At 54.2% G+C, this 25248-nt stretch carries 22 protein-coding genes; 5 read left to right on the top strand and 17 right to left on the bottom strand.

Annotated elements, in window-relative coordinates; genetic code table 11:
* Positions 1-20: 20 nt before the first annotated feature.
* The 5 genes from mglB to C5523_RS08720 form a co-directional block, all read right to left on the bottom strand.
* Positions 21-1019, bottom strand: coding sequence for a galactose/glucose ABC transporter substrate-binding protein MglB (mglB, locus tag C5523_RS08740; RefSeq protein ID WP_039079975.1), 999 nt, complete (start codon positions 1017-1019; stop codon positions 21-23).
* A gap of 291 nt (positions 1020-1310) precedes the next feature.
* Positions 1311-2336, bottom strand: coding sequence for an HTH-type transcriptional regulator GalS (galS, locus tag C5523_RS08735; protein ID WP_039079974.1), 1026 nt, complete (start codon positions 2334-2336; stop codon positions 1311-1313).
* Between the two features lie 154 nt (positions 2337-2490).
* On the bottom strand, positions 2491-3651 hold the full coding sequence (gene yeiB, locus C5523_RS08730) for a DUF418 domain-containing protein YeiB (protein WP_103245454.1): 1161 nt from the start codon (positions 3649-3651) through the stop codon (positions 2491-2493).
* 21 nt (positions 3652-3672) lie between these two features.
* Positions 3673-4338: a GTP cyclohydrolase I FolE gene (gene folE / locus C5523_RS08725; protein ID WP_039079972.1), complete on the bottom strand. Its 666-nt coding sequence runs from the start codon at positions 4336-4338 to the stop codon at positions 3673-3675.
* Between the two features lie 124 nt (positions 4339-4462).
* Positions 4463-5590 carry a YbfB/YjiJ family MFS transporter gene (locus C5523_RS08720; RefSeq protein ID WP_079496542.1) on the bottom strand — a complete coding sequence of 376 codons (1128 nt, stop codon included), beginning with the start codon at positions 5588-5590 and terminating at the stop codon, positions 4463-4465.
* 149 nt (positions 5591-5739) lie between these two features.
* Between C5523_RS08720 and fghA the strand changes: the two genes are divergently transcribed.
* A complete protein-coding gene (fghA, locus tag C5523_RS08715; protein ID WP_039079971.1) occupies positions 5740-6576 on the top strand; it encodes an S-formylglutathione hydrolase in 837 nt (278 codons plus the stop codon).
* A 248-nt stretch (positions 6577-6824) separates the two neighbouring features.
* Positions 6825-8810 (top strand): ligand-gated channel protein, encoded by a 1986-nt coding sequence (locus tag C5523_RS08710; RefSeq protein ID WP_108702304.1) that lies wholly within the window; start codon positions 6825-6827, stop codon positions 8808-8810.
* A 71-nt stretch (positions 8811-8881) separates the two neighbouring features.
* Here C5523_RS08710 and C5523_RS08705 read toward each other — a convergent pair whose 3' ends face one another.
* From C5523_RS08705 to yieE, 6 genes are all read right to left on the bottom strand, one after another.
* Entirely contained in the window at positions 8882-10351 is a 1470-nt protein-coding gene (locus C5523_RS08705; protein WP_039079969.1) for an amino acid permease, read from the bottom strand.
* A 242-nt stretch (positions 10352-10593) separates the two neighbouring features.
* A complete protein-coding gene (locus C5523_RS08700) occupies positions 10594-11331 on the bottom strand; it encodes an amino acid ABC transporter ATP-binding protein (protein ID WP_108700950.1) in 738 nt (245 codons plus the stop codon).
* Positions 11312-11968, bottom strand: a complete 657-nt coding sequence (locus C5523_RS08695) for an amino acid ABC transporter permease (RefSeq protein ID WP_039079967.1) — start codon at positions 11966-11968, stop codon at positions 11312-11314. The genes C5523_RS08700 and C5523_RS08695 overlap by 20 nt, the downstream gene beginning before the upstream one ends.
* Positions 11968-12633: an amino acid ABC transporter permease gene (locus C5523_RS08690; protein WP_108700949.1), complete on the bottom strand. Its 666-nt coding sequence runs from the start codon at positions 12631-12633 to the stop codon at positions 11968-11970. The genes C5523_RS08695 and C5523_RS08690 overlap by 1 nt, the downstream gene beginning before the upstream one ends.
* Positions 12634-12642: 9 nt before the next feature.
* The gene (locus tag C5523_RS08685; protein ID WP_039079965.1) at positions 12643-13428 is read right to left on the bottom strand and encodes a transporter substrate-binding domain-containing protein; all 786 of its coding nucleotides are present in this window, start codon (positions 13426-13428) and stop codon (positions 12643-12645) included.
* A gap of 177 nt (positions 13429-13605) precedes the next feature.
* Positions 13606-14472 carry a DNA-binding transcriptional regulator YeiE gene (gene yieE, locus C5523_RS08680; protein WP_039079964.1) on the bottom strand — a complete coding sequence of 289 codons (867 nt, stop codon included), beginning with the start codon at positions 14470-14472 and terminating at the stop codon, positions 13606-13608.
* 120 nt (positions 14473-14592) lie between these two features.
* Between yieE and C5523_RS08675 the strand changes: the two genes are divergently transcribed.
* The 3 genes from C5523_RS08675 (at position 14593) to C5523_RS08665 (ending at position 17787) form a co-directional block, all read left to right on the top strand.
* Positions 14593-15645: a YeiH family protein gene (locus C5523_RS08675; RefSeq protein WP_108700948.1), complete on the top strand. Its 1053-nt coding sequence runs from the start codon at positions 14593-14595 to the stop codon at positions 15643-15645.
* A gap of 183 nt (positions 15646-15828) precedes the next feature.
* Entirely contained in the window at positions 15829-16686 is an 858-nt protein-coding gene (gene nfo / locus C5523_RS08670; RefSeq protein ID WP_079496282.1) for a deoxyribonuclease IV, read from the top strand.
* On the top strand, positions 16687-17787 hold the full coding sequence (locus C5523_RS08665; protein WP_103245453.1) for a sugar kinase: 1101 nt from the start codon (positions 16687-16689) through the stop codon (positions 17785-17787).
* Between the two features lie 34 nt (positions 17788-17821).
* Here C5523_RS08665 and C5523_RS08660 read toward each other — a convergent pair whose 3' ends face one another.
* From C5523_RS08660 to fruB, 6 genes are all read right to left on the bottom strand, one after another.
* Positions 17822-19072, bottom strand: coding sequence for a NupC/NupG family nucleoside CNT transporter (locus tag C5523_RS08660; RefSeq protein WP_108700947.1), 1251 nt, complete (start codon positions 19070-19072; stop codon positions 17822-17824).
* Positions 19073-19168: 96 nt separating this feature from the next.
* Positions 19169-20104, bottom strand: coding sequence for a pseudouridine-5'-phosphate glycosidase (locus C5523_RS08655; protein WP_039079959.1), 936 nt, complete (start codon positions 20102-20104; stop codon positions 19169-19171).
* On the bottom strand, positions 20097-21032 hold the full coding sequence (locus tag C5523_RS08650; protein WP_108700946.1) for a pseudouridine kinase: 936 nt from the start codon (positions 21030-21032) through the stop codon (positions 20097-20099). Before C5523_RS08650 ends, C5523_RS08655 begins: the two co-directional genes overlap by 8 nt.
* Positions 21033-21331: 299 nt before the next feature.
* Positions 21332-23020 carry a PTS fructose transporter subunit IIBC gene (fruA, locus tag C5523_RS08645; RefSeq protein WP_108700945.1) on the bottom strand — a complete coding sequence of 563 codons (1689 nt, stop codon included), beginning with the start codon at positions 23018-23020 and terminating at the stop codon, positions 21332-21334.
* 15 nt (positions 23021-23035) lie between these two features.
* Positions 23036-23974 (bottom strand): 1-phosphofructokinase, encoded by a 939-nt coding sequence (fruK, locus tag C5523_RS08640; protein WP_039079956.1) that lies wholly within the window; start codon positions 23972-23974, stop codon positions 23036-23038.
* Positions 23974-25104 carry a fused PTS fructose transporter subunit IIA/HPr protein gene (fruB, locus tag C5523_RS08635; RefSeq protein ID WP_108700944.1) on the bottom strand — a complete coding sequence of 377 codons (1131 nt, stop codon included), beginning with the start codon at positions 25102-25104 and terminating at the stop codon, positions 23974-23976. Before fruB ends, fruK begins: the two co-directional genes overlap by 1 nt.
* Positions 25105-25248 lie beyond the last annotated feature (144 nt).

Below are 25248 nucleotides of genomic sequence, written 5' to 3'. Positions count from 1 at the left end.
GAGAACATGCTTAAAACGAATTATTTACCGATGAACTGAGACAGATTGCCCTGATCTACACCAACGTAAGGAATACGAACAATTTTGTTCTCAATTTTCCAGTTGGTGCCGTCAGCTGCGCCTTTACCATCTGCCAGGTTTTTCGCCAGATCGAAGGTTGCTTTCGCCTGGTTGTTAGCATCGTTCAGCACGGTACCGGCCATTGCGCCAGATTTAACCAGTGCCAGTGCTTCTGGCAGCGCATCCACGCCGAACACCGGGATAGAAGATTTGTTGTGCGCTTTCAGCGCTTCAACCGCACCCATCGCCATCGCATCGTTATTCGCGATCACGACTTCAATTTTGTTGGCGTTCGGGCCGGACAGCCATGCGTCCATTTTGTCTTTCGCCTGAGCGGTATCCCACATTGCGGTATCTAACTGCAGTTGCTCAGTTTTGATGCCTTTGTCATTCAGCTCTTTGATAACGTAAGTGGTACGTGCTTCAGCATCCGGGTGACCTGGTTCGCCTTTCAGCAGAACGTACTGAATTTGACCGTCTTTGTTCAGATCCCAGTTTTTATTGTCAGCCCAGTGTTTGGCAATCAGGTCGCCCTGAATGATGCCGGATTCTTTGGAGTCGGTACCCACATAATAAGCTTTGTCGTAACTATCCAGCGCTTTGCGAGAAGGCTCTTTGTTGAAGAACACAACCGGAATGTTCTGACCACGTGCTTTTTCGATAACGGTGCCTGCAGCAGCCGGGTCAACCAGGTTGATTGCCAGGGCTTTAACGCCTTTCGCCAGCAGAACGTCAATCTGGTCGTTCTGTTTGGACTGGTCGTTCTGGGAGTCGTTCATCAGCAGCTGTACGCCAGAAGCTTCTTTGGCGTCTTTCTCGATGGCTTTACGGACAACTGACATGAAGTTGTCGTCATATTTATAGATGGTCACACCAATACGGGTATCAGCTGCATGTGCGGCTGCGCCAAAAAGCATGCTTGCCATAACAGCAGACAGAGTCAACACCTTCTTATTCATGGTATCTCCGGTTTTTTTATGCAGGGTAGTTCATGCGAATAATGGTCGGCGGGGCAGCAAGTTAATGAAACGTTACTGTTCGCCGAAGTTCACTCAAAAAATTCGTTCTTCCGTGTTCGGTAACGCTCCAATAATGCGCTTTCTTCGATGCTTCAGGCTGAATGACTCAGTGAAAATGAATAATCACCGTTACATCGTGTTTCAGCTTCTAAAACGCTGACATCATAGTCACCGCCTTGTTAAGATACTGTGAATTTACTCACAGATTGAAAACGGTTACATCAACAAACATCATAAGTTAGTGATCGTTGCCACAGATTGACGTGAAGCGACAGAATGACGGCGTACCAGCGTTGGCATAAAGCAGTGTGTAGCCTCAGGATCGAGTTTGCCCGCAGCCCCCATCAGCGCCAGTTCCGTAGCCAGACGGGCCATTGACGCAATCGGATATCGCACCGTCGTCAATTGCGGATCGGTATAACGGGCAATCGGGATATCATCGAAACCAATGAGAGAAAGATGCGGTGGCACCGCAATGCCATTATCTTTCAGCGCCGTTAACGCCCCGGCGGCCATGCTGTCGTTATAGGCAAACACCGCCGTAAGCTGCTGGTTGCGGCTCAGGAGCTCCACCATAGCCGCCTCCCCGCCCTGCATATCTGGTGACCCCATACCCACCCAGGCATCCGGCGCGGCAATGCCCTGCTCCGCAAGCGCTTTAACCCAGCCCTCACGGCGCATGTCGTTATCTTCAATCTGATGGCTGGAGGCGAGATAGCCTATGCGTTGATGTCCGTGATTGAGCAGCATGCGGGTGGCCATCACCGCACCGCTGACGTTATCGAGTGAGACACAACGGTGGACGTAACCCGGCACCACGCGATTGATCACCACCATGCCAGGGATCTGTTCCATAAACCCGGCGAGTTCTTCATCGCTTAGCGCTTTTGAGTGAACAATCAATGCGTTGCATCGTTGACGTATCAGCACCTCAATAGCGTGGCGCTCTTTTTCCGCTTCGTGGTAACTGTTGCCGATGAGCACATATTTCTGATGCTGCTGCGCCACGGTATCCACCGCTTTCACCAGCGCGCCAAAGAAGGCGTCGGAGACGTCCATCACCACCACGCCGATGGTGTCGCTGATCTGCGTGGCCAGTGCCTGGGCGTTGGCATTCGGGCGATAACCCAGTTGCGCAACCGCCTTCATCACAGCCTCCCGCGTTTCCTGACTGACCAGCGCACTGTTATTCAGCACACGGGAAACCGTCGCGACGGAAACGCCCGCCTGACGGGCCACATCACGAATGGTGATCATATTGACCAACCTTTATGTTGATTACGGCAGCTCACAGATACCCCCTGTTTAGCAAGGAGGCTATTCTCTCAGTCGGCGAGAGGTTGCTGCGTGAGTGGCATCACATCAATGGAAACGGTTACATCCATTTTGTTAATGATTGTGATCCAGATCGTTATCTGGATGTGCGCGGCAATGATGTCCCCGCAGCACGCGCGGTTAATTGCCGCCACAACCACTCCATCGGCCCCTGACGGAACTGGCGCAGCCAGAGAACAGAGAAGAGAATATTGACGGCCCAGACCGGTGGGACGAAAGCCAGCAGTTGCAAGCGATCAAACTTCATCACCAGGCCGAAACGATAAAACAGCGTGGTACAAATGAGCGTTTGCAGCAGGTAATTGCTCAGTGCCATCCGCCCAACGCAGGCCACAGCATTAACCAGTCTCCAGCGGCACAGTTGCGGCCAGAAACCAAAGATAAGCGCGGTATAACCCAGCACCTGTATGGGTGCGCCCAGCTCACGCGGCGCTTGCAGGATAAACGCGCACCAGCGATATGCCCAGTCAAGTTGCCATTGGGCAATAATGGCCGGCAGGTTTATCGCTACGCCAAGCGCTATCAAAAAGCATCCTGTACGGCGATAGTGCCCCAGGCTGAACTGCCCTTTTAGCCAGCCGCTACGCATTAGCGCTGCGCCCAGCAACATCAGCCCGGCCAACTCCCAGCCATACTGCGCCCCCAGCGCCAGCAGACCGCTGGAGAGCATATCAGCACGATTACTGATGGCCTCCATCACGCTGCCCGTCGTTTTCCACCAGACTTCATACTGGATATTGGCCGGTCCAGGTAGCCATGAACGGTTGGGCGCACTACCGGAGATAACCCCCAGCAACAGCAACACCACAATGCCAATCAAATACAGCGCCAGCCCGGTGTTAAACAACGCTTTTACACTTTGCGCATCGCGAATCATGCGCCAACTGATAAGCCCAATCAGCCCATAAGCCAGCAAAATATCGCCATCCCAGAAGACCAGCGCATGAATAAAACCCAACAGCACCAGTAACGTTAAGCGTGACTGGATCCAGCGCTTGCCGCGTGGCAAGAGCATTTGCAGGCCCGCGCCAAAGAGAAGCGCAAACAGGGAGAGGAATTTCACCTGCGCAAACAGGTCGAGCAGCGCCCATGTCCAGGCATCGCTTAAAGTTATGCTGCCAGCCCAGGCGGGATTAAGATAGGCCGCCTTTGGCAGTCCAAAAGCGGTGATATTCAGGAGCAGGATACCGAGAATGGCAATGCCACGAACAAAATCCAGCGTGACATTTCTCTCCATGTATCCAACTCTCCGGGCTAATTAGTTATGGTGACGTACTGCGCGCAGGAACTCCTGGCGAGTGTTCTGGCTGGACTTAAACAGCCCGCCCAGTGACGTCGTGGTAGTGGCGCTGGTAGCATCACGAATGCCACGTGCTTTCACACAGTAATGTACCGCGTCAATGGACACCGCCACATTATTGGTACCCAGCAGCGTTTGCAGCGCCGTCAGGATCTGCTGCGTCAAACGTTCCTGCACCTGTGGACGTTGGGCAAAGAACTGCACAATACGGTTAATTTTCGACAGACCAATCACCGACTCTTTGGGAATATAAGCGACGGTCGCTTTCCCATCGATAGTGACAAAGTGGTGTTCACAGGTGCTGGTCAGCGTAATATCACGCACCGTCACCATCTCATCCACTTTCATTTTATTTTCGATGACGGTAATTTTCGGGAAATTGGCATAATCCAGTCCCGAGAAAATTTCATCAACGTACATTTTGGCGATGCGATGTGGAGTTTCCATCAGGCTGTCATCATTCAGATCGAGATTAAGGAGCTGCATAATCTCGGTCATATGACCGGCTATCAGGCGTTTACGGGTTTCGTTATCCATGTCGACAGGCGGGCGCAACGGGGTTTCAAGGCCACGGGCAACCAGGGCTTCATGAACGAGAGCCGCTTCTTTACTGAGTGATGACATTTTTTATTCTCCTGCAGGTGTGGCATCTTCGCCGTGCGACGGGCGAAGCGAGCAATCATTGTGCGTGAGGTCGCGCACAGAATCCAGTATTCACGGTGATAATTAATGAAATTGCTCGTACCTTTCACGCCGAACGTTTCCAGACCAAAATCCCGCCGAGCAGCAGCGCCAGCCCGGCCAGCACTAGTGCGGGTTCCAGCCGCTGCGTAAGCCAGGTGGAGAGCGCAGACGTCATCGGCCCAATCAATTGCCCGACGGCATAGCCGGTGGTGAGCAAACCCGCCATATACCGGGTATGATTCGGCGCCAGTTCGCGGCCATACAGCAGCGATAACTGCACCGCACACAGAAAACCCCCGCCGACCAATAGCGCGCCCATGACCAGTCCCCCCATCCCCGGCAATACGCAAGAGGCCACCACACCCAATCCTTGTAGCCACAGCACAATCGCCAGCCGCTGATGGCTATGGCCCACATGACGCAGGGCAATACTCAGCCCAATCCCGACAACTGCGGCAGCACCAAACACTGGCCAGACAAACTGCGCAAAGAGGCTACCGGGAAAGCGCAGCGCCGCCATTTGCGAAAGAAAGGTCGCAGGTAAGATGTAGCCAAACCCCGCCAGGCTATAGCTCCAGACCAGTCGTTTCAGATCCGTTGTCAAATGCAGCGGTTCTGGCTGAACGCCGGAGCGATGTAACTGACCCGGATGCGGCAAATAGCGGGCGATCAATACCACCAGCACCAGAGCCAGTACGCCGTAGACCTGCCAGGCTGCCGTTGAGGAGAGCGCGCGCGACTGAATAACCACCGCCAGCAGGCCACTCAGGGCGATGCCCGCCCCCGGCCCGGCAAATACGGCGGCACTCAAACCCGGACGGGCGTAATGCGCCAGACGCTCGTTCGTCCAGGCTGCGGTAAGCACCATCGCCCAGCCGCTCATCGCACCAATCACCAGACGCAGCGCGCCGTGTGCAATGGCGTTATCCGCCAGCGCAGAAAGAAAGGTCAGCGCAACAGCCCCCGCAACGCCAAGATACAGACGCATCTCGATATGTTTACTGGCGCGCATCGCATCCCACGCTCCCAGTAAATAACCGAGGTAATTCATCGCGGCGACCAGTCCGGCACTGGTTAACGTCAGTTGTCCATCGCGAATCATCAGCGGCACCTGGGGCGTGAAGGCAAAGCGCCCTATTCCCATTGCCACCACCAGTACGATAAAGCCACAGAGCGCAATGCGTAGCGCCATGAAAACCTCTAACGTTAAAAAAAAGTAAAATTTATGATGCATTATGATGCAGCGAGGTGAAAGTGAAAGTTACTCACAGGCGCATGAATTATCTGTATTATGAGTGATCGTCACGCTTTAACTGTTAACAAATAATCAAGGAGCCTTGCATGGAATTGCTTGAAGAGCACCGCTGTTTTGAGGGGCGCCAACAACGCTGGCGGCACGACTCCACCGTGCTGAATTGCACCATGACATTTAGCATTTTTTTACCGCCCACGAAGACAACAACACCCCCTCCGGTGCTGTACTGGCTGTCGGGCCTGACCTGTACCGATGAAAACTTCACCACCAAAGCCGGCGCGCAACGCGTTGCGGCTGAGCTGGGGATTGTTCTGGTAATGCCGGATACCAGTCCGCGCGGCGATGACGTTGCCGACGCCGATGGCTATGATCTGGGCAAAGGCGCGGGCTTTTATCTCAACGCCACCGAACAACCGTGGGCGGCGCATTACCGCATGTATGACTATCTGCGCGATGAACTGCCCGCGTTGATTCAATCACAATTTACCGTTAGCGAACGTTGCGCCATCAGCGGTCATTCGATGGGCGGCCACGGCGCACTGATCATGGCACTGAAAAACCCGGGGCGCTTTACCAGCGTTTCTGCGTTTGCGCCGATTGTAAACCCGGCACAGGTCCCCTGGGGACAGAAAGCCTTTAGCGCTTATCTGGGCAACGACATCTCAACCTGGCAGGCCTGGGATAGCTGCGCGCTGATGCTGGCCAGTCAAAATAAAGATGCGATCCCGACGCTTATCGATCAGGGCGATGCCGATCAATTCCTCGCAGAACAGCTACAGCCCGCCCGTCTGGCTGAGGCCGCCCGCCAGACCGGCTGGCCGCTCACGCTTCGCGTTCAGCCTGGCTATGATCACAGCTATTACTTTATGGCCTCGTTTATTGAAGACCACCTGCGTTTCCACGCGCAATATCTGCTGAAATAATCACCGGAGGGCGGCGCCCTCCTCTTTACGATTCCTTACACTTGCCACTATCCCGCTGAAAAAACTAGATTTCCCCTCATCAAAAACAACAAATGCAAATGATTTCAATTATCAGTTGTATTTACATAAATTCACTTTTTATCCACAATCCTTCCGCTTCTCCATCACCAGAGTTCTTAAAAGACAAATACTTATAGTCTTCATGGTATTGCCCGATGGAGCTTTATTCATTTAAACGGAATGACAAAATGACTTTACCTCGCGCTAAATTGCTGGCAGTTGCCGTCTGCGCTGCCACCTTCCCCCCGGCACTCCTTGCGGCAGGAGAAGACACCGTCGTCGTCTCCGCTACCGGGTTTGAACAGAAAATCCAGAACGCCCCGGCTTCTATTTCGGTTATTTCTAAACAGCAGCTTGAAGATAAAGCGTACCGGGATGTCACCGACGCGTTGAAAGATGTTCCGGGTGTGGTGGTGACCGGCGGTGGCAGCAGCAGTGATATCAGCATTCGCGGCATGGCTTCGCAATACACCCTCTTTTTGGTCGATGGCAAACGAATCAGCACACGCGGTACGCGCCCCAACAGTGATAATGCCGGTATCGAACAGGGCTGGCTGCCGCCACTGGAATCCATTGAGCGTATTGAAGTGATCCGCGGCCCGATGTCATCACTGTACGGTTCTGACGCAATGGGCGGTGTGATTAACGTCATCACCAAAAAAGTGTCCAATACCAAAGGCTGGACAGGCTCAGTGCATGGCGATGCCACTTTCCAGGAAAACAGTGATTCCGGCGATCTCTTCCAGACCAACGCTTCCGCTTCCGGCCCACTGATTGACGGGCTACTGGGCGCGAAAGTGAGCGGGCTATTATCCCGTCGCGCGGAAGATAAAATCCTCAACGGCTATAACGAGCAGCGCCTGCGCAACGGTGGCGTGACGTTCAATTTCACCCCGGATGATAAAAACGATTTCGACCTGGATATTGCCCGCGAATTGCAGGATCGCAACAGTACGCCAGGTATGTCTTCGGCGGCGGAGACCTGCCGTGGCAGCGTTTGTACGCCCAACAGCAAAAGTGACAGCCGCTACGAGCACACCACTTACTCGTTAACCCACAGCGGTTATTACAGCGACTTCAACACATCCAGCTACATTCAGCAGGAAGAGACCAATAACCCGGGTCGCCAGATGAAGTCGTATAACACCATCGTCAACAACCAGAACCAGATCTTCCTTGGCAGCCACACCATGACGGTCGGCGGGCAGTATCGCTATGAGAAACTGCGCGATAACGGCAATCAACTGGAAGCGGCGGACGGGCTGAATAAACTCACCCGCTGGAGCTGGGCGTTATTTGCAGAAGATGAATGGGCGGTGCTCGACAGCGTGACGCTGACTGGCGGCTTGCGCATGGACAAAGATGAAAACTACGGCACCAACTGGACACCGCGCGGCTACGGCGTGTGGCATCTGACCGACCAGTGGACGATTAAAGGCGGCGTGTCGGCAGGTTATCGCGCCCCGGATCTGCGTCAGTCTTCCGCAAGCTGGGGACAGGCGACAGGCGGTGGCCGCATGAATGGCATGATTGTCGGCAACCCCGACCTGAAACCGGAAAAAAGCCTGAGCGAAGAAATCGCCCTGCTGTGGGATAACAATGACACCCTCAACGCGGGCATTACGCTGTTCAACACCGACTTCAAGGATAAAATCACCGAAGTACGTCGGTGCAACAGCAGCGCCGATCCGGCCTGTACGATCGGCAGCGTCAGTTACGATTTTGTCAGCGATCGCGTTAACGTTGATAAAGCCAATATGCGCGGCGTCGAATCCACCTTCGGCTGGAACATCACGCGCGACCTTAACCTGACGGCCAACTACACCTTTACCGAGTCAGAACAGAAAAGCGGTCAGTTCTCCGGCAAGCCGCTTAACAAAATGCCGAAACACATGATCAACACCACGCTGGACTGGCAGGCCACGCAGGATGTGGGTCTTTGGGGTCGCCTGAACTTCCGTGGCAAAACCTCGGAATACTTAAGCCGCACCTCAATGTCGCAGGGTACGCCATCTTACAGTCAGGTGGATGTGGGTCTGCGTTACAACGCGAATAAGAATTTGCTGGTCTCCGCCGGGATTTACAACGTGCTGGATAAGCAGATTGATTACGACACCTATGACACGGTCCTTGATGGCCGCCGTTATACCGTTGGCTTAACCTATAACTTCTGATAACGCTTAACAAAAAACGCCCCGGTAATTTGACGGGGCGTTTTTATTGGTCATCGCAGAACAACTGCCGGTTATTTCTTAAAGCGCTCCGGGAACACCATATCTTTGTAGCTTACAAAGTGGGTGCCTTTCGACAGCTTGTAACCAAACCAGATGATCAGGAACAGTGGAATACCAATATAGGTTGCCGCTACGGCCCCCCAGTCAATGGTATCCGCCAGGAAAGCCTGATAGTTCTGGCCCAGGGTGATGATCAGGCACAGCACAAAAGCGAAGATCGGCCCCAGCGGGAAGAAACCTGAACGGTACGGCAGGTTGTTCAGATCGTGCCCCTGCATGACATAACCACGACGGAAGCGGTAATGGCTGATAGCAATACCCAACCAGGCGATAAAACCGGTCATGCCGGAGGTGTTCAGCAGCCACAGGTAAACAGTCTGGTTGCCAAACATCGACGTCAGGAAGCACAGACCCGCAATCACGGTGGTGGCATACAAGGCGTTACGCGGCACGCCGCCTTTCGACAGTTTAGCGAAAATGCGCGGCGCTTTGCCATCGCAGGCCAGGGTGTAAAGCATGCGGGTAGACGCGTACATACCGGAGTTACCCGCCGACAGTACCGCCGTGAGGATAACGGCATTCATTACCGCTGCCGCAGACAACAGACCCGCATGTTCAAATACCAGGGTAAACGGGCTGACGCTGATGTCTTTCACATCATTACGCAGCAGGCTCGGATCGGTATAAGGAATGATCAGGCTGATGACCAGGATAGCGAACACATAGAACAGCAGAATACGCCAGAATACCTGACGCACCGCGCGCGGAATATTTTTCTCCGGATCTTCGGACTCACCTGCCGCAATACCAATCAGCTCGGTACCCTGGAAGGAGAAGCCGACAATCATCGCCACGCCAATCATCGCCGATAGCCCGCCCGCAAAGGGTGCGTCGCCTACCTGCCAGTTGCTCCAGCCAGCCGGCTGGTCGCCTTTGAAAATGCCGACGATCATCAGTACGCCAACGACGATAAAGATGATAACGGTGGTCACTTTGATAAGCGAAAACCAGTATTCCGCTTCGCCAAAGCCTTTAACGGAGATGTAGTTGAGCAAGAAGATCACGCACAGGAATACGGCGCTCCAGATCCAGCCGGGCGTATCCGGGAACCACCAGGTCATCACCAGTTGCGAAGCCACCAGGTCAACGGCAATGGTCACCGCCCAGTTGTACCAATAGTTCCAGCCCAGCGCGAAGCCAAAGCCTTCTTCAACGTATTGCTGGCCGTAAGTCGCGAAGGAGCCGGACACTGGCATATACGCCGCCAGCTCGCCAAGGCTGGTCATCAGGAAATAGACCATCAGACCAATAAGAATATAGGAGAACAGCGCGCCGCCCGGGCCCGCCTGAGAAATCGTCGCCCCTGATGCGACAAACAACCCTGTACCGATCGATCCGCCAATGGCGATCATCGTCAGGTGACGCGCCTTGAGTTCACGGCGAAGCGTGGGCGCTTGTGTGGTTTTAGTTTCGGAAACCATAAGAAAATGCTATCCATCTAAAAAATGAGGCGCGATTGTAGCAAACGAAAGGGCATCCTTCCGGCACAATCAACGTTTTATTAGAGACCTTCATGATCGCCAGTGGATTATAAGTAAAGCAGTGGAATCGACATCTGGCGAGCGAGGGGGAAAAGAGGCTGAAAGCTCACGCAGAGCGGCGTAACTGCAACCTCCCCTCTCCTTTTGGAGAGAGGGTTAGGTGAGGGGAAAAACGCAAAGACTTAATTCAGTCCACGCACTGAGGCGATAAATTGCTGCAATTCCGGGGTACGCGGCTGGCTAAAGAACGACTTACTTTCGCCCTGCTCCCATACTTTTCCCTGATGCATAAACACCACCCGGTCGCCCACTTCGCGGGCAAAACTCATCTCGTGGGTCACCAGAATCAGGGTCATCCCTTCGGCGGCAAGCTGTTCCAGCACACGTAACACCTCGCCCACCAGCTCCGGATCCAGCGCCGAAGTTATCTCATCGCAGAGCAATACTTTGGGTTTCATCGCCAGCGCACGGGCAATCGCCACGCGCTGCTGCTGCCCGCCTGACAAATTCGACGGGTAATAATCGATGCGCTCACCGAGACCGACCTTCTCCAGCATCTCAATCGCCAGCTTGCGGCACTCATCCGCCGGTATTTTCAGCACCCGACGCGGCGCCAGCATCACGTTCTCCAGCGCGGTCATGTGTGGAAACAGGTTAAAACTCTGAAACACCATCCCCACCGAGCGACTGATTTCCCGCGCCTGCGACTCCCGGTCGGTTACCGTCATCCCACCGAGTTTAATACTGCCGTCCTGGTAGCCCTCAAGCCCATTCATGCAGCGTAACAAGGTGCTTTTCCCGGAACCGCTGCGCCCGATGATCGACACCACTTCGCCCATTTCGATATCCAGGCTTACGCCTTTGAGCACATGGTTCTCGCCATAGTATTTTTGCACGTCATTAATGGTGATGAGCGGCATGGAATTTCTTCTCCAGATAACGGCTGTAACGCGACAGCGGGTAACACATCAGGAAATAGCCCAGGGCAACCAGGCCAAACACTTTAAAAGGGGCGAAGGTGACATTATTCAGCATGGTGCCCGCTTTGGTCAGTTCGACAAAGCCGATGATCGAGGCCAACGCCGTCCCTTTAATCACCTGTACGGAAAAGCCGACCGTCGGGGCAATGGCAATACGAATAGCCTGTGGCGCAATCACCCGAAACAGTGTCTGACCAAAACTCAACCCCAGACAGCGACAGGCCTCCCACTGCCCTTTCGGCAACGCCTTAATACTGCCGTACCAGATATCCAGCAGGAACGCGCTGGTAAAGAGCGTCAGCGCCAGCGTCGCCGCCGTCCACGGGCTAACATCGATACCGAACAAGGCAATACCGAAGAAAGCCAGAAAGAGCTGCATCAGTAGCGGGGTACCCTGAAAAAGCGCGGCATAAGCGCTGATCAGACGTTTCGGCCAGTGCCAGCGGCTGATGCGTAATACCAGCAGCGGCAGTGTCACCAGCGTGCCGCAGATAAACGCGATCAGCGACAGCAGCAAGGTCCAGCGCGCCGCCAACAACAGGTTGCGCAGAATATCCCAGTCGGTAAATGTACTCATCAACTCTCGCTCCCCAACCACTTCCGTCCCGCCGCCATCAAAACCTGACGCATCAACAGTGAAAGCGCCAGATACAGCAATGTGGTGGCCAGATAAACTTCAAAACTTAAAAACGTACGCGACTGGATCAGGTTTGCCGCAAACGTCAGCTCTTCATAGGACACCTGCGAGACCACCGACGATCCGAGCATCACGATAATGCACTGGCTGACCAGGGCCGGATAAATACGCCGCAGCGACGGCGGCAGGATCACGCGAATAAAGGTCTGCGTTTTCGTTAACCCCAGCACGCGCGCCGCTTCCCACTGTCCTTTTGGCGCCACCTGGATCCCGGCGCGGATAATCTCCGTACTGTAAGCCCCAAGGTTGACCAGCATGGCGATTAACGCCGCCTCGCCTGCCGTTAATTTCAGCCCCAGACCAGGCAGACCGAAAACGATAAAAAAGAGTTGCACCACGAACGGCGTATTACGAATAAGTTCGACATACGCGCCCCAGATATGGCTCGCCAGTGTGGGCTTGCCGCTACGCAGCGCCGCGCCCAGGATGCCAAGAGACACGCCGCCGATGGTTGCCAGAATGGTTAAGGTTACCGTGGTCCAAAGCCCCGCGAGTAGCTGCGGCCAGAACGGCCACAGCGCGGCAAAATCAAGCGTTGTCGTCATGCCAGACCCTTACACGCCCAGGGTGGCGGGCAGCGGCGCCTGCATCCATTTCTGCGAGAAGTTGTTGAGCGTGCCGTCTTTCAGTGCCTGTTCAATCAGCTTGTCCACTTCGGCTTTCAGCGCAGGCTCATTTTTCTTAAGCCCGATAAAGCACGGGGAATCTTTAAGCATAAATTTGCTGACCGGCGCTTTTTCCGGGTTCTGGCGGGCAATCGCAGCCACCACCACATTACCCGTCGCCATATACTGCACCTGGCCGGAAAGATAAGCAGAGATGGTGGTGTTGTTATCTTCGTAGCGTTTGACCTCGGCATCTTTCGGGGCCAGATCGCTTAATACCATGTCTTCCACCGCCCCACGGGTGACGCCGACCGACTTACCGCTCAGCGCGGCAGCGTCTGCCAGAGTGGCGTCTTTCGGTCCAAATACGCCGAGGAAGAACGGGGCATAGGCGCGGCTAAAGTCGATCACTTTTTCGCGCTCCGCATTCTTACCGAGGCTGGAGATGACCAGATCAACTTTATTGGTTTGCAGATAAGGGACGCGGTTAGCGCTGGTTACCGGCACCAGTTCTACCTTCACTTTCATCTCTTTGGCCAGATACTCCGCCATGTCGATATCGTAGCCCTGCGGCTTGAGATCGGTTCCCACGGAGCCAAACGGCGGGAAGTCCTGCGGTACCGCCACGCGTAGCACGCCGCGCTTTTGAATATCCTGGAGCTGATCGGCCATCGCCTGCCCTGCACAGGACACTATTAATGCCGCACCCGCTGCTGCCATCATCCACTTCTTCATTCTCGTCACCTCATCGCTCATGAAACAAAAGATTCTTTGAATCACTTTTTGCAACTAATGTGCCAACGAGATAAAAACGCGAGCGGGCCCGCTATAGCGGCAGTTAAGCGGTCATAAAGAGGAGATAAAGCAGGCAGTCGCACACCAGAATGGTGCAACTGCCTGTTACTGGTGCAATCAAATGTCGCAATAACGCAAAAAGCGATTCAGTGCACTGGAAAGATGCTTTTGACGGTGGTGAATGCGCCACAGGGTGCGTACCAGGCGAGGCAAGGGAACAGGGACTTCGACCAACGAACCCGCTTCAAGCTGTTCGGCGATCACGCGCCGCGACAGGCAACTGATGCCAAGCCCGTGGCGCACGGCATGTTTGATAGCTTCTGAATTGCCAAGCTCCATGCCGAGATGAAACTCAGGCAGATGGGACAGCAGCAGATAATCGACAATCTCACGGGTACCGGAGCCGCGCTCACGCAGGATCCACGGCGCAGCGGCCAGGCGCGCCAGCGTGACCTCCCCTTGCAACAACGGTGAGTCTGGCGGCGCGAACACCACCAGTTCATCCTCAAGCCAGGGTTCAGCGATGATCTCAGCCGTATGGCAAGGCCCTTCAATCAGACCTATATCGACACGAAAATCGGCCACCGCATTGATAACGTCCTGGCTGTTGCCCACGCTCATATCCAGCGGCAACTGGGGAAAATCCCGTCGATAGTGGGCAATGATCTCCGGCAGGATGTAATTGCCAATCGTACTGCTGGCGTACACGCGAATTGCGCCATTTTCTTCACGAAACAGTTGCTCAATTTCCGTCGCCTGCTCCAGCAGCGCCAGCGCCCTGGGATAGAGCAAACGGCCATGCTCATTCACCACCAGCCGTTTACCGACGCGATCGAAAAGCTGAACGCTGAGTTGACCTTCGAGGTCGGTCAGCGCAGCACTGACCGCCGACTGCGATAAAGACAGCATTTGCGAAGCCTGGGTCGTGGAACCGCTCTTGAGCACCTCGGCGAAAACTTCGAGCTGCCGTAATGTGATATGCATAAATTTTCACCGTCGGGGTAAGGGTTACTTACCACTTATAAAGATTAATTATAAATATATAATCAATTTTACCTTTAAGCCAGAGCGCCGTAACCTTTTACCCGGAGAAAGGAGAAGGTTATGACTGAAATCACACATCATGTTCCACGCAAGAACTACGTCGCGTTGTTCGCACCGGGTCTGTTACTCAGTGCGGTCATTGCCGGGCTGGCATTGTGGCTGGGTAATATTCCTTCGGTCGCGGGTGCAGGCTTTAGCGCGCTAACGCTGGCTATCTTATTTGGTATTGTCGCAGGCAACACACTTTACCCGCGCATCCACGCTCACTGTGATGCGGGCGTATTATGGTCAAAACAGTATTTGTTGCGACTCGGTATTATTCTTTATGGCTTGCGCCTGACATTTTCGCAAATTGCTGAGGTAGGCGTCAGCGGCATCGCTATCGATGTGTTGATGCTCTCCAGCACCTTTATGCTGGCCTGTTTACTCGGTCAAAAGGTCTTTGGGCTGGACAGAAAAACCAGTTGGCTGATTGGTGCAGGCAGCAGTATTTGCGGCGCTGCCGCCGTGCTGGCAACCGAACCGGTGGTCAAAGCGGAGTCCAGCAAAGTCGCCGTTGCCGTCGCCACCGTGGTGATTTACGGAACGCTCGCCATTTTTATCTACCCGGCCATGTATCCGCTGCTGGCGCACTGGTTCACCCCGGAAGCGTACGGCATCTATATGGGTTCAACCATGCATGAAGTGGCGCAGGTGGTGGCCGCAGGCCATGCCGTCAGCCCGGATGCCGAGAATGCGGCGGTTATTGCCAAAATGCTGCGCGTGATGATGCTGGCACCGTTCCTGATCCTGCTTGCTTCGCGGGTTAAACAACTCTCCCCGGCGGCAGAAGGCGAAAAAAGCAAGATTACCATTCCGTGGTTTGCGGTGTTGTTTATCCTGGTGGCCGTATTTAACTCGTTCCATCTGCTGCCAAAAGGTGTGGTTGATGTCCTGATTACCGTTGATACCGTTTTGCTGGCGATGGCGATGGCCGCACTGGGATTAACCACCCATATCAGCGCACTGAAAAAGGCAGGAGCGAAGCCGCTACTGATGGCGCTGGCGCTGTTTGTCTGGCTGATTGTCGGTGGCGGTGCAATTAACCTGCTGGTGCACCATGTAATGGCATAAAACCTTACGTCTGTTCCCTGTTAACCCGCTATTATTGGAAAATATTTCTTTAATTACGCAAAATCCTTCGCGTTGCATCAAGGCGGCAAATGAAAGCATCCCCGGCGCGGGGTGAGTGAATGAAGCCAACAACGATGTAGCGTGAAGGATGACGCGTATTGCGGGTTTAACAGGAGTCATTACATGAAATACATCGGAGCGCATGTCAGCGCCGCCGGCGGTCTGGCCAATGCCGCCATTCGCGCAGCAGAAATCGAAGCCACTGCGTTTGCCCTGTTCACAAAAAATCAGCGTCAATGGCGTGCCGCGCCGCTCACCAGCGAGACGATTGATGAATTCAAAGCCGCCTGCGAAAAATACCACTATCAGCCGGGACAAATTCTGCCCCACGACAGTTATCTGATTAATCTGGGCCACCCAGTTGAAGAGGCGCTGGAGAAATCCCGCGATGCCTTTCTCGATGAAGTGCAACGCTGCGAACAACTTGGGCTGACGCTGCTGAACTTCCACCCCGGCAGCCATCTTATGCAAATCGATGAAGATAAGTGCCTGGCGCGCATTGCCGAATCCATTAACATTGTGCTCGCACAAACCAAAGGCGTCACGGCGGTTATCGAAAACACCGCAGGCCAGGGCAGCAACCTCGGCTTTCGCTTTGAGCATCTGGCCGCCATTATCGATGGTGTCGAAGATAAATCCCGCGTCGGCGTGTGTATCGATACCTGCCATGCATTTGCCGCCGGGTACGACCTGCGCACCACTGAAAGCACCGCGAAAGTGTTCGCCGAATTTGAACGCGTAGTGGGGTTCAACTACCTGCGCGGTATGCACCTCAACGATGCCAAAAGCGCATTCGGCAGCCGTGTCGACCGCCATCACAGCCTGGGCGAAGGCAATATTGGTCATGATGCCTTCCGCTGGATCATGCAAGACGATCGCTTCGACGGTATTCCGATGATTCTGGAAACCATCAACCCGGACATCTGGGCAGAAGAGATTGCCTGGCTGAAAGCCCAACAAAATGAAGAGGCCGTGGCGTAAATGAACGACAGGGAAAAACAGATATTACAAATCCTGCGCAGCAACCCACTTATTCAGCAAAATGAGATAGGCGATATTTTACAAATCAGCCGTTCACGCGTCGCCGCCCATATTATGGATTTGATGCGTAAAGGGCTTATTAAAGGCAAAGGCTACATTCTGACCGAGCAGGATTACTGCGTGGTGTTTGGCGCCATTAATATGGATATTCGCGGCGTGGCGGATATCCATTACCCGCAGTCCGCCTCCAACCCCGGTAACATCCAGTGCTCCGCAGGCGGCGTAGGGCGTAATGTTGCCCATAACCTCGCCCTGCTGGGCCGCGATGTGCACCTTATCTCCGCTGTGGGGGATGATTTTTACGGCGAAACGCTACTGGAACAGACCCGGCAGGCCGGGGTGAACGTGCAAAGCTGTATTCGTCTGCACGGGCACAACACCTCTACCTATCTGTCGGTTGCCAATCAGCAGGAAGAGACAGTACTGGCCATCAACGATACCCATATTCTGCAGCAATTGACGCCGCAGTTGCTCAACGCCTCACGCGATCTGGTGATGCATGCGGGTGTGGTGCTCGCCGATTGCAACCTGACCGAAGAGGCATTGCAGTGGGTCTTCACCATGGCGGGGAATATTCCGGTCTTCGTCGATACGGTTTCCGAGTTCAAAGCCGATAAGATTCGCCCCTGGCTTTCGCGCATTCACACGCTGAAACCCACGTTACAAGAGCTGCAAATCTTATGGGGCCAGCCGATTCGTCGTGAAGCAGACAAAATTACGGCGGTGAATTCACTCCATGAACAAGGGGTGCAACGCATCTTCGTGTATCTGGACGATGATTCCGTGTTCTGCTCTAAACGTGATGGCGAGCAACTTCTGCTGACCTCGCCGGATCACACCTTCACCGACCGCTTCGGGGCCGATGACGGATTTATGGCGGGGCTGTTATATAGCTTCCTGGAAGGGGGAGATTTTACGGAGAGCGCCCATTTTGCCATGGCCTGTGCGGCGATTTCCCGCGCCAGCGTGAGCATCAACAACCCTGCCCTCTCAGCAGAAAATGCGATGGCGTTACTCAATACAAGCAAAGCTGAAGCGTAAGAATGCACGCCAGTGACACTGGCGTGCCGTCGACTCAGGCAAGACCGATAAAGAACCCGGCGATGGTGGCACTCATCAGGTTAGAGAGCGTTGCCGCCGCCAGCGCCCGCATCCCAAGCTGGGCGATTTCCGGCGCGCGTTGGGGAGCAATCGCGGAAAACGCGCCAACCACCACGCCAATGGAACCGAAGTTGGCAAACCCACACAGCGCAAACGAAATAATGGCGATGGTTTTGACATCCAGCGTGCCGCCCGCTTGCAGATAAGGGGAGAAATTGAGATAGGCAACGAACTCATTGATCGCCAGTTTCTGCCCGATCAGGCTGCCAGCCAGGGTTGCATCGTGCCAGTCCACGCCCATGATCCACGCCAGCGGTGCCAGCGCATAACCAAAGATCCCTTCAAGCGTCGCGTTGCCGAAACCGAACCAGCCGCCCACACCGCCAATAATGCCGTTCAGCAGCGCGATGATCGCCACAAATGCCATCACCACCGTCGCCACACCGGCGGCAATTTTTAGCCCGGTCATCGCGCCGCTTGCCGCCGCTTCGATAATGCTTTTTGGCGGTGTTTCGGTAAACGAGAGATTTTCAAACGTGACCTGTGAGTTTTCGGTGGCAGGGCTCAGCATACGGGCAAACAGGATCCCGCCCGGAATTGCCATGAGTGACGCGGCCAGCAGGTAATCAATCGGCACCCCCATTCCGGCGTAGCCGATCATCATCGACCCGGCAATTGACGCCATCCCGCTACAGATAGCGGTAAACAGTTCGTTGCGATTGAGCTTATGAATAAACGGCTTCACGATAGCCGGGATTTCATTCTGCCCGAGGAAAATCGTGGTCACGGCGACAAAGGATTCGATTTTGCTGATCTTAAGCGCTTTCTGGAAAATCCCACCCAGAATGCGGATCAACAGCCCCATCACGCCAATATAGTAAAGCAGGCTGATTAAGGCGGTAACGAAGATGATTGCAGGCAGCACACGGAAGGCAAAAATAAACCCGGCGCCGTCAAACAGCACATCCATTTTCGGCCCGACCAGCGACCCAAAGATAAAGGCGCTGCCCGCGTCGCTGTAGGACATCACTTTATGTACGCCCAGCGCCGCCTGCTCAACCAGCCATTTGCCCGGCGGGAAATAGAGCATGATCCCGCCGATAGCGATTTGCAGCAGCAGCGCCGCGCCAACCGTGCGTAAACTAATGCGTTTTTTATTTACTGACAGCAGAAAAGCGATGGCCAGTAATACCACCATACCCAGAAAACTTCTCATTATATCCATAATGATTTTCCCTTCATGCCAGGAAACCCGGCGTAAACGCCAGGTTTTGGTATGTCTGATATCCCTGCGGGCGACCGCTCACTGCCCGCGCCCGGTTTATGCGAGACGTTGGTACTCTTTTGCGATTTCACATGCCAGCACGGCGTTGTTGAATACCAGCTGAATGTTTGATTTCAGGCTATCGCCGCCGGTTAGCTCGGCTACACGAGCCAGCAGGAACGGCGTGCTCTCTTTACCGACCACGCCCTGCTCTTCGGCCTCTTTTACCGCCCGATCAATAGCGGCGTTGATTTTCTCTTCCGCCATCGCAAACTGTTCAGGAATCGGGTTTGCTACCACCAGGCCACCGTTAAGGCCGGTTTGCCACTTCACCGCCATGGCACGCGCGATCTCTTTTGCGCTGTCCAGACGAATACTGACTTCAAACGGGCTGGTACGGCAGAAAAACGCCGGCAATGATTTGGTCTGATAACCAATTAACGGTACACCGAAGGTTTCGAGATATTCGGTGGTCAGGCCGAGGTCGAGAATAGATTTCGCCCCTGCGCAAACGACCGTGACATTAGTGTGCGCCAGCTCCTGCAAATCAGCGGAAATATCAAATGTATGTTCGGCGCCACGGTGAACGCCGCCAATGCCCCCGGTCGCAAAAACTTTAATACCGGCCAGCGCGGCAATAATCATGGTGGATGCCACCGTGGTTGCACCATTTAATCCAGCGGCGACCACAAAAGGTAAATCCCGGCGACTGACTTTTGCGACGCTGTGCCCTTCACGGCCTAATAATTCAATTTCCTCTTTCGTCAGACCAACTTTCATGACGCCTTTAATAATGGCGATAGTTGCCGGCACCGCACCGTGCTTACGAATAGTCTCTTCGACTTCAATTGCCGTTTGCGCATTTTGCGGGAAGGGCATACCGTGAGAAATAATTGTCGATTCCAGCGCTACAACCGGTTTATTATTTTCGAGCGCTTCTTTTACTTCCGCAGAGATATGCAGTAATTCAGGGGAAATCGTTAATTCAGACATCTTGTTTCTCCACTAGCGATGTGACTTTTGAAAAAGATAAGTCAGGATTATTGGTATATTCGGACGCCAGAGCCATAGACGAACACCCTTGCGCAAAACGGACCGAATCGATAAATGAAAAACCTTCTACCCAACAGGCCGCCAGACCCGCCATCATGGCGTCACCCGCCCCGGTGACATTAACGACCTGGGTTTTAATCGGAGGTGACCACCCACTTACGCCATCGCGCTCGCTGTAATAAACGCCGTCGCCGCCCATGCTCAGTACCAGCCGTCGCAGACCGCGAGCATGAAACCATTCGGCAACCTTTCCTACATCGTCGCGCCCGGAAAGCGTAATGCCACTGAGCGTTTCGGCCTCAAGGCGGTTGGGTTTCAGCGTATGAATCTGTCCCAGCCAGTCGCGTATTTTGACGCATTTCCAGGCGGATACCGGGTCGATGAAAACAGGCGTATCTCCCGCATGTGTCAGCAGCCAGGCGAGCGCGTCTTCACTGATATTGCAGTCGGCAACAATTACGCTGGCGTTGCGAATAAAATCGATATGTTTTGCCAGGAAATCCGCAGACAAATGATCGGTAATATTCATATCGTTAATGGCTACCAGCATTTCGCCAGTATTATCCAGGAGCGATAAATAACTCGATGTATTTTCACCTGCAACAATAAGACATTTTTCTATTCGGACACCGGACTGACTGGTTTGATTTAAGAGAGACTGGCCATAAAAATCATCGCCCACCACGGTGAGTAGCCATGACTCAGTTCCCAGCAATGCAAGATTCTGTGAAATATTACGCCCCACACCGCCCGGCGTGAATTTTATTTTCCCCGGGTTGGAATCCGCGTAATTCAATACACCATGTGAATAGCCCGCCACGTCCATATTGGCGGAACCAATAGTGATTATATAATCCTTTTTACGCATAAAACGCCCTCTGGCAAGAAATGCCATATTAATGAGATCGTCGAGACAACAATTCGTTTATCGTCTGGTTGCGAAACCTTATTAGAGCACATGTTTATTTTTGAACATGTGTTTATCGTAAGCCGAATTTGCGTAAAGTAAATACGCCCCCACGAGCGAAGGTGAATAGATATGAAGGTCATCACAAATTTATAGGGATTGAGATTAAAACACGTTACAGAAATGAGATGCGGGGCACAGAAGGCGGGGAATAAAAAAAGGGCCGGTTTCCCGGCCCCTTTATGACTCAGTCAATCATATTATGCGGCTTTGGCAACAGCTTCGGTTTCCGGACGTTTCAGGAACGCATAGACCAGACCTGCCAGCAGGGTACCTGCCACGATAGAGAGCAGATAACCCACAACCGGGGTGATTGCACCTGGAATCAGCAGAACGAACAGGCCACCGTGCGGTGCCATCAGTTTCGCGCCAATCGCCATGGAGATAGCCCCCGTCAGCGCGCCACCGGCGATACAGCATGGCAGAACACGCATCGGGTCACGTGCCGCGAACGGAATCGCACCTTCGGAGATGAAGCACAGGCCCAGAACCAGCGCCGCTTTGCCCCCTTCCTGCTGCCCTTTATCGAATTTCTTACGGGCAACAATGGTCGCCAGACCCATCGCCAGCGGCGGCACCATACCGGCAGCCATGATGGCGGCCATCGGTGCGTAAGTCTGCGTACTCAACAGACCAACACCAAAGGCGTAGGCCGCTTTGTTCACCGGACCCCCCATGTCGGTACACATCATGCCACCGAGGATTGCACCCAGCAGGACAGCATTCGCCGTACCCATGGATTGCAGCCATGACGTCAGACCTGCAAGGATACCCGCAACCGGTTTACCGATAAGGTAGATCATCGCCAGACCAACAATCAGGCTTGAGAACAGCGGAATGATCAGGATCGGTTTCAGCGCTTCCATGCTTGGCGGCAACTTAACGCCTTTACTGATGGCTTTCGCCAGATAACCCGCAAGGAAACCGGCAATAATACCGCCGATAAAGCCAGAGCCGGTACTTACTGCCAGCATACCGCCAATAAGACCCGGCGTCAGACCCGGACGGTCAGCGATGGAGAAGGCAATGTACCCGGCCAGCACCGGCACCATCAGAGCAAACGCAGACCCACCACCGATTTGCATCAGCGCGGCAGCCAGCGTATCCGGCGTTTTAAATGCGGTAATACCGAAGGCAAAGGACAGTGCGATACACAGACCACCGGCAACAACCATCGGCAGCATGTAAGAAACACCGGTCAGCAGGTGGCGATAGGCGCCCGCACTCTCTTTTTTACCTTCACTGCTCGCAGCTTGCGTACCGCCGCTCGGCTGATACGTTTTCGCTTCGGCTTGCGCTTTGTCTAATTCCTGCGCCGTTTTCTTCAGTGCCAGGCCTGTAGTCGTGCGATACATCGGTTTGCCAGCGAATTTCGCCAGATCCACTTCGATGTCAGCGGCGACGATCACCAGATCGGCTTGCGCCACTTCTTCCGGCGTGATGGCGTTACCCGCGCCAACAGAGCCGCGTGTTTCCACTTTCACCCACCAGCCGCGTTTTTTCGCTTCGGTTTCAATGGCCTCTGCCGCCATAAAGGTGTGCGCAACACCCGTCGGGCAGGCGGTGATAGCCACGATACGTTTCGGACCACTGTTGGACGTCACAGGTGCCGCCGCCGGAGCTGCGTACGGAGAAGCGTGGTTCTTTGCTTCACTTAAAAACAGTTCCGGATGCGCCACAGCGCGATTGATGTCGCCCAACCAGACTTTCTTGCCGCTCAGCGCGTTGTCAGCCGGCACGCGGGAGCCCAGAACGATCGCCAGTTCAGCTTCACCGGGGTTGTCGATAAACTGCAAATTCGCTTTTTGTGCCGCTGCGCCTAACAGGCTTTTCGCCATATATGCGCGAGCTTGACCGAGTTCAGAATCAATTATCAGCAGCGTTTTCATTATGCTCTCCTGCTGTTAGTTAAAGGGTTTTAAGTCAACACGCGCCATCATCGCGGCTAACTGGGTACGATCGGTAATACCTACATTGCTCTGGCTAACGGCCAGTGCTGCCACGGCAGTGGCCAGGCGCAACGTATGTTCACTGGACTCTCGCATTAACAGGCCATAAATCAGACCGCCAACCATTGAATCCCCTGCGCCAACGGTGCTTACCACCTCCATTGACGGCGGTTTGGCGATCCATTCGCCCGAAGCGTTAACCCACAACGCCCCTTCCGCGCCCAGTGAAATAACCACATGGGCAATTCCTTGTTCACGAAGCGCATGCGCCGCGTCGATCACATCTTTCAATTCCGGTAATTTGCGACCAGCCCAAATTTCGAGTTCGCGACGGTTAGGTTTAACCAGCCACGGCGCAGCTTTCAGACCAGCAACCAGCGCATCGCGGCTGCTGTCGAAAATGATGCATGGGCACTGGCTGCGCAGGCGCGTCATCCAGTCGGTAAAGGCTTCCGGGCTCACACCCGATGGCAAGCTGCCGCTGACACACACCATGTCGAACTGACCCAGCCAGGTCAGAGAGTCTGCAACAAAACGTTCCCAGTCTGCCGGCGTCACTTCGAAGCCGGAGAAGTTGAAGTCAGTGACTTCGCTGTCTTTTTCCGTCAACTTCACGTTGATACGGGTACGGCCCTGAACAATCTGGAAGCGGTTAGCAATACCCAGTTCGCTGAACAATTGCTGGAAACCGTCCTGGTTGTCTTTACCCAGGAAGCCGCCGACGGTCACGTCGATGCCCAGATCTTTCAGCACTTTCGCCACGTTGATACCTTTACCCGCAGCATGCAGGCCGGTAGTGCGAACCAGGTTCACTTCACCGCGTTCAATTTCCGGGGTATACCCGACCAGATCATAGGCAGGGTTAAGGGTAATAGTAGCGACACGTCTGCTCATTATGCGCCCTCCCCCAGACCGGCAGCGATGGCTTCGCCAATCGCTTTCAGCGCCTGTTCAGCATCATCGCCCTGTGCGGTGAAGCGCAGACGGTGACCTTTCTTCACGCCCAGCGCGACCACTTTCATCAGGCTACGACCATTGGCGGATTTACCGGTACCGTCGAGGTTAGCGACAGTCACTTCGCTATTAAATTGTTTGATGGTATTGACCAGCATGGTGCCCGGACGGGCATGAAGGCCATGTTCGTTGCGTACAACAAACTCGGCGGTCAGCAGGTTGTCAGCAATAGCGTCATCGCTGGTCAACAGTGCCAGCAGGGTAGCGGCATCTGCGCTCAGAAGACGGTCAGCTTTATTGTCGAGCAGCAGATTGCTCAGACGTTTGAGCACGGCAACCGGCTGGTCATCAGCCATTGCTACGCTGACCAGCAGCGCAACGCTTTCACCGTTCACATCAAATGCTTTTGCAGTACGGCTGACAGCCACCGCGCTCGCCAGGTTGCCCTGTGCGCTGTCGTTCAGCCAGATCCCCTGACCGAGATTCAGCGGTTGTTCGTTAATCGCGCGTGCCACATAGACAGCATCAACCGCGCCCGCTTCTTTCAGCCGCGCAGCGTTCAGCGCCTGCAGCGTCACGAGGTCGCTGGCGACAACGTCAAGGCTCAGGGTATCGTTATCCAGTTTCAGCGACGCCACTTGCTGTTCACCCATCAGCAACGCACGCAGTTCTTCTGCTGTGGTCGCCGATTGCAGTTGTGCAGCAACGGAATCATCGCTCAGGACGTGGGTTAGCTGACGCAGCAGGCCCAGGTGTTCATCAGAACTGGCGGCAATACCGATAGCCACATAGGCGACCTGGCCTTCCCCCCAGAGAATGCCTTGCGGGAACTGGAACACTTTGACACCGGTTTTCAATACCTGGTCGCGGGTATCAGTCGTCCCGTGAGGAATGGCGATCCCGTTGCCAAGGAACGTCGACGTCTGCTGCTCACGCGCCAGCATGCCATCAACATAACCACCGGCGACGTTGCCTGCTTCTGCCAGTGCGGCAGCAATCTGACGAATCGCCTCTTCTTTCGTCCCGGCCTGCTGGCCCGGATGGATGTCCTGAACGGATAACTGGAACATGTAAATCCTCTCCTGCTGAACTGAATCGTTTCAGCTAACTTGAGAAATAATGCGCCACCCTGAAATGTGTTGAAAACAAGATGACGCTGAAACGTTTCGAGAAGTCTTGACTTTTCCGCTTCAGCAATCAAGAAAAGTCTCGTT

This window comes from Phytobacter sp. SCO41 (genome assembly GCF_003073275.1).
GTDB classification, from domain to species: Bacteria; Pseudomonadota; Gammaproteobacteria; order Enterobacterales; family Enterobacteriaceae; genus Phytobacter; species Phytobacter diazotrophicus.
This window is presented reverse-complemented; position numbering and strand designations above follow the sequence as displayed.

What these genes read in the sequence shown, in the direction of transcription:
- nfo (WP_079496282.1), top strand. Translation starts at nt 15,829, where the DNA reads ATGAAATACATCGGAGCGCATGTCAGCGCCGCCGGCGGTCTGGCCAAT.
- fghA (WP_039079971.1), top strand. Translation starts at nt 5,740, where the DNA reads ATGGAATTGCTTGAAGAGCACCGCTGTTTTGAGGGGCGCCAACAACGC.
- C5523_RS08720 (WP_079496542.1), bottom strand. Translation starts at nt 5,590, where the DNA reads ATGGCGCTACGCATTGCGCTCTGTGGCTTTATCGTACTGGTGGTGGCA.
- mglB (WP_039079975.1), bottom strand. Translation starts at nt 1,019, where the DNA reads ATGAATAAGAAGGTGTTGACTCTGTCTGCTGTTATGGCAAGCATGCTT.
- C5523_RS08665 (WP_103245453.1), top strand. Translation starts at nt 16,687, where the DNA reads ATGAACGACAGGGAAAAACAGATATTACAAATCCTGCGCAGCAACCCA.
- C5523_RS08700 (WP_108700950.1), bottom strand. Translation starts at nt 11,331, where the DNA reads ATGCCGCTCATCACCATTAATGACGTGCAAAAATACTATGGCGAGAAC.
- C5523_RS08690 (WP_108700949.1), bottom strand. Translation starts at nt 12,633, where the DNA reads ATGACGACAACGCTTGATTTTGCCGCGCTGTGGCCGTTCTGGCCGCAG.
- fruA (WP_108700945.1), bottom strand. Translation starts at nt 23,020, where the DNA reads ATGAAAACGCTGCTGATAATTGATTCTGAACTCGGTCAAGCTCGCGCA.
- yieE (WP_039079964.1), bottom strand. Translation starts at nt 14,472, where the DNA reads ATGCATATCACATTACGGCAGCTCGAAGTTTTCGCCGAGGTGCTCAAG.
- folE (WP_039079972.1), bottom strand. Translation starts at nt 4,338, where the DNA reads ATGTCATCACTCAGTAAAGAAGCGGCTCTCGTTCATGAAGCCCTGGTT.
- C5523_RS08685 (WP_039079965.1), bottom strand. Translation starts at nt 13,428, where the DNA reads ATGAAGAAGTGGATGATGGCAGCAGCGGGTGCGGCATTAATAGTGTCC.
- C5523_RS08650 (WP_108700946.1), bottom strand. Translation starts at nt 21,032, where the DNA reads ATGCGTAAAAAGGATTATATAATCACTATTGGTTCCGCCAATATGGAC.
- fruB (WP_108700944.1), bottom strand. Translation starts at nt 25,104, where the DNA reads ATGTTCCAGTTATCCGTTCAGGACATCCATCCGGGCCAGCAGGCCGGG.
- C5523_RS08695 (WP_039079967.1), bottom strand. Translation starts at nt 11,968, where the DNA reads ATGAGTACATTTACCGACTGGGATATTCTGCGCAACCTGTTGTTGGCG.
- fruK (WP_039079956.1), bottom strand. Translation starts at nt 23,974, where the DNA reads ATGAGCAGACGTGTCGCTACTATTACCCTTAACCCTGCCTATGATCTG.
- galS (WP_039079974.1), bottom strand. Translation starts at nt 2,336, where the DNA reads ATGATCACCATTCGTGATGTGGCCCGTCAGGCGGGCGTTTCCGTCGCG.
- C5523_RS08655 (WP_039079959.1), bottom strand. Translation starts at nt 20,104, where the DNA reads ATGTCTGAATTAACGATTTCCCCTGAATTACTGCATATCTCTGCGGAA.
- C5523_RS08705 (WP_039079969.1), bottom strand. Translation starts at nt 10,351, where the DNA reads ATGGTTTCCGAAACTAAAACCACACAAGCGCCCACGCTTCGCCGTGAA.
- yeiB (WP_103245454.1), bottom strand. Translation starts at nt 3,651, where the DNA reads ATGGAGAGAAATGTCACGCTGGATTTTGTTCGTGGCATTGCCATTCTC.
- C5523_RS08660 (WP_108700947.1), bottom strand. Translation starts at nt 19,072, where the DNA reads ATGGATATAATGAGAAGTTTTCTGGGTATGGTGGTATTACTGGCCATC.
- C5523_RS08675 (WP_108700948.1), top strand. Translation starts at nt 14,593, where the DNA reads ATGACTGAAATCACACATCATGTTCCACGCAAGAACTACGTCGCGTTG.
- C5523_RS08710 (WP_108702304.1), top strand. Translation starts at nt 6,825, where the DNA reads ATGACTTTACCTCGCGCTAAATTGCTGGCAGTTGCCGTCTGCGCTGCC.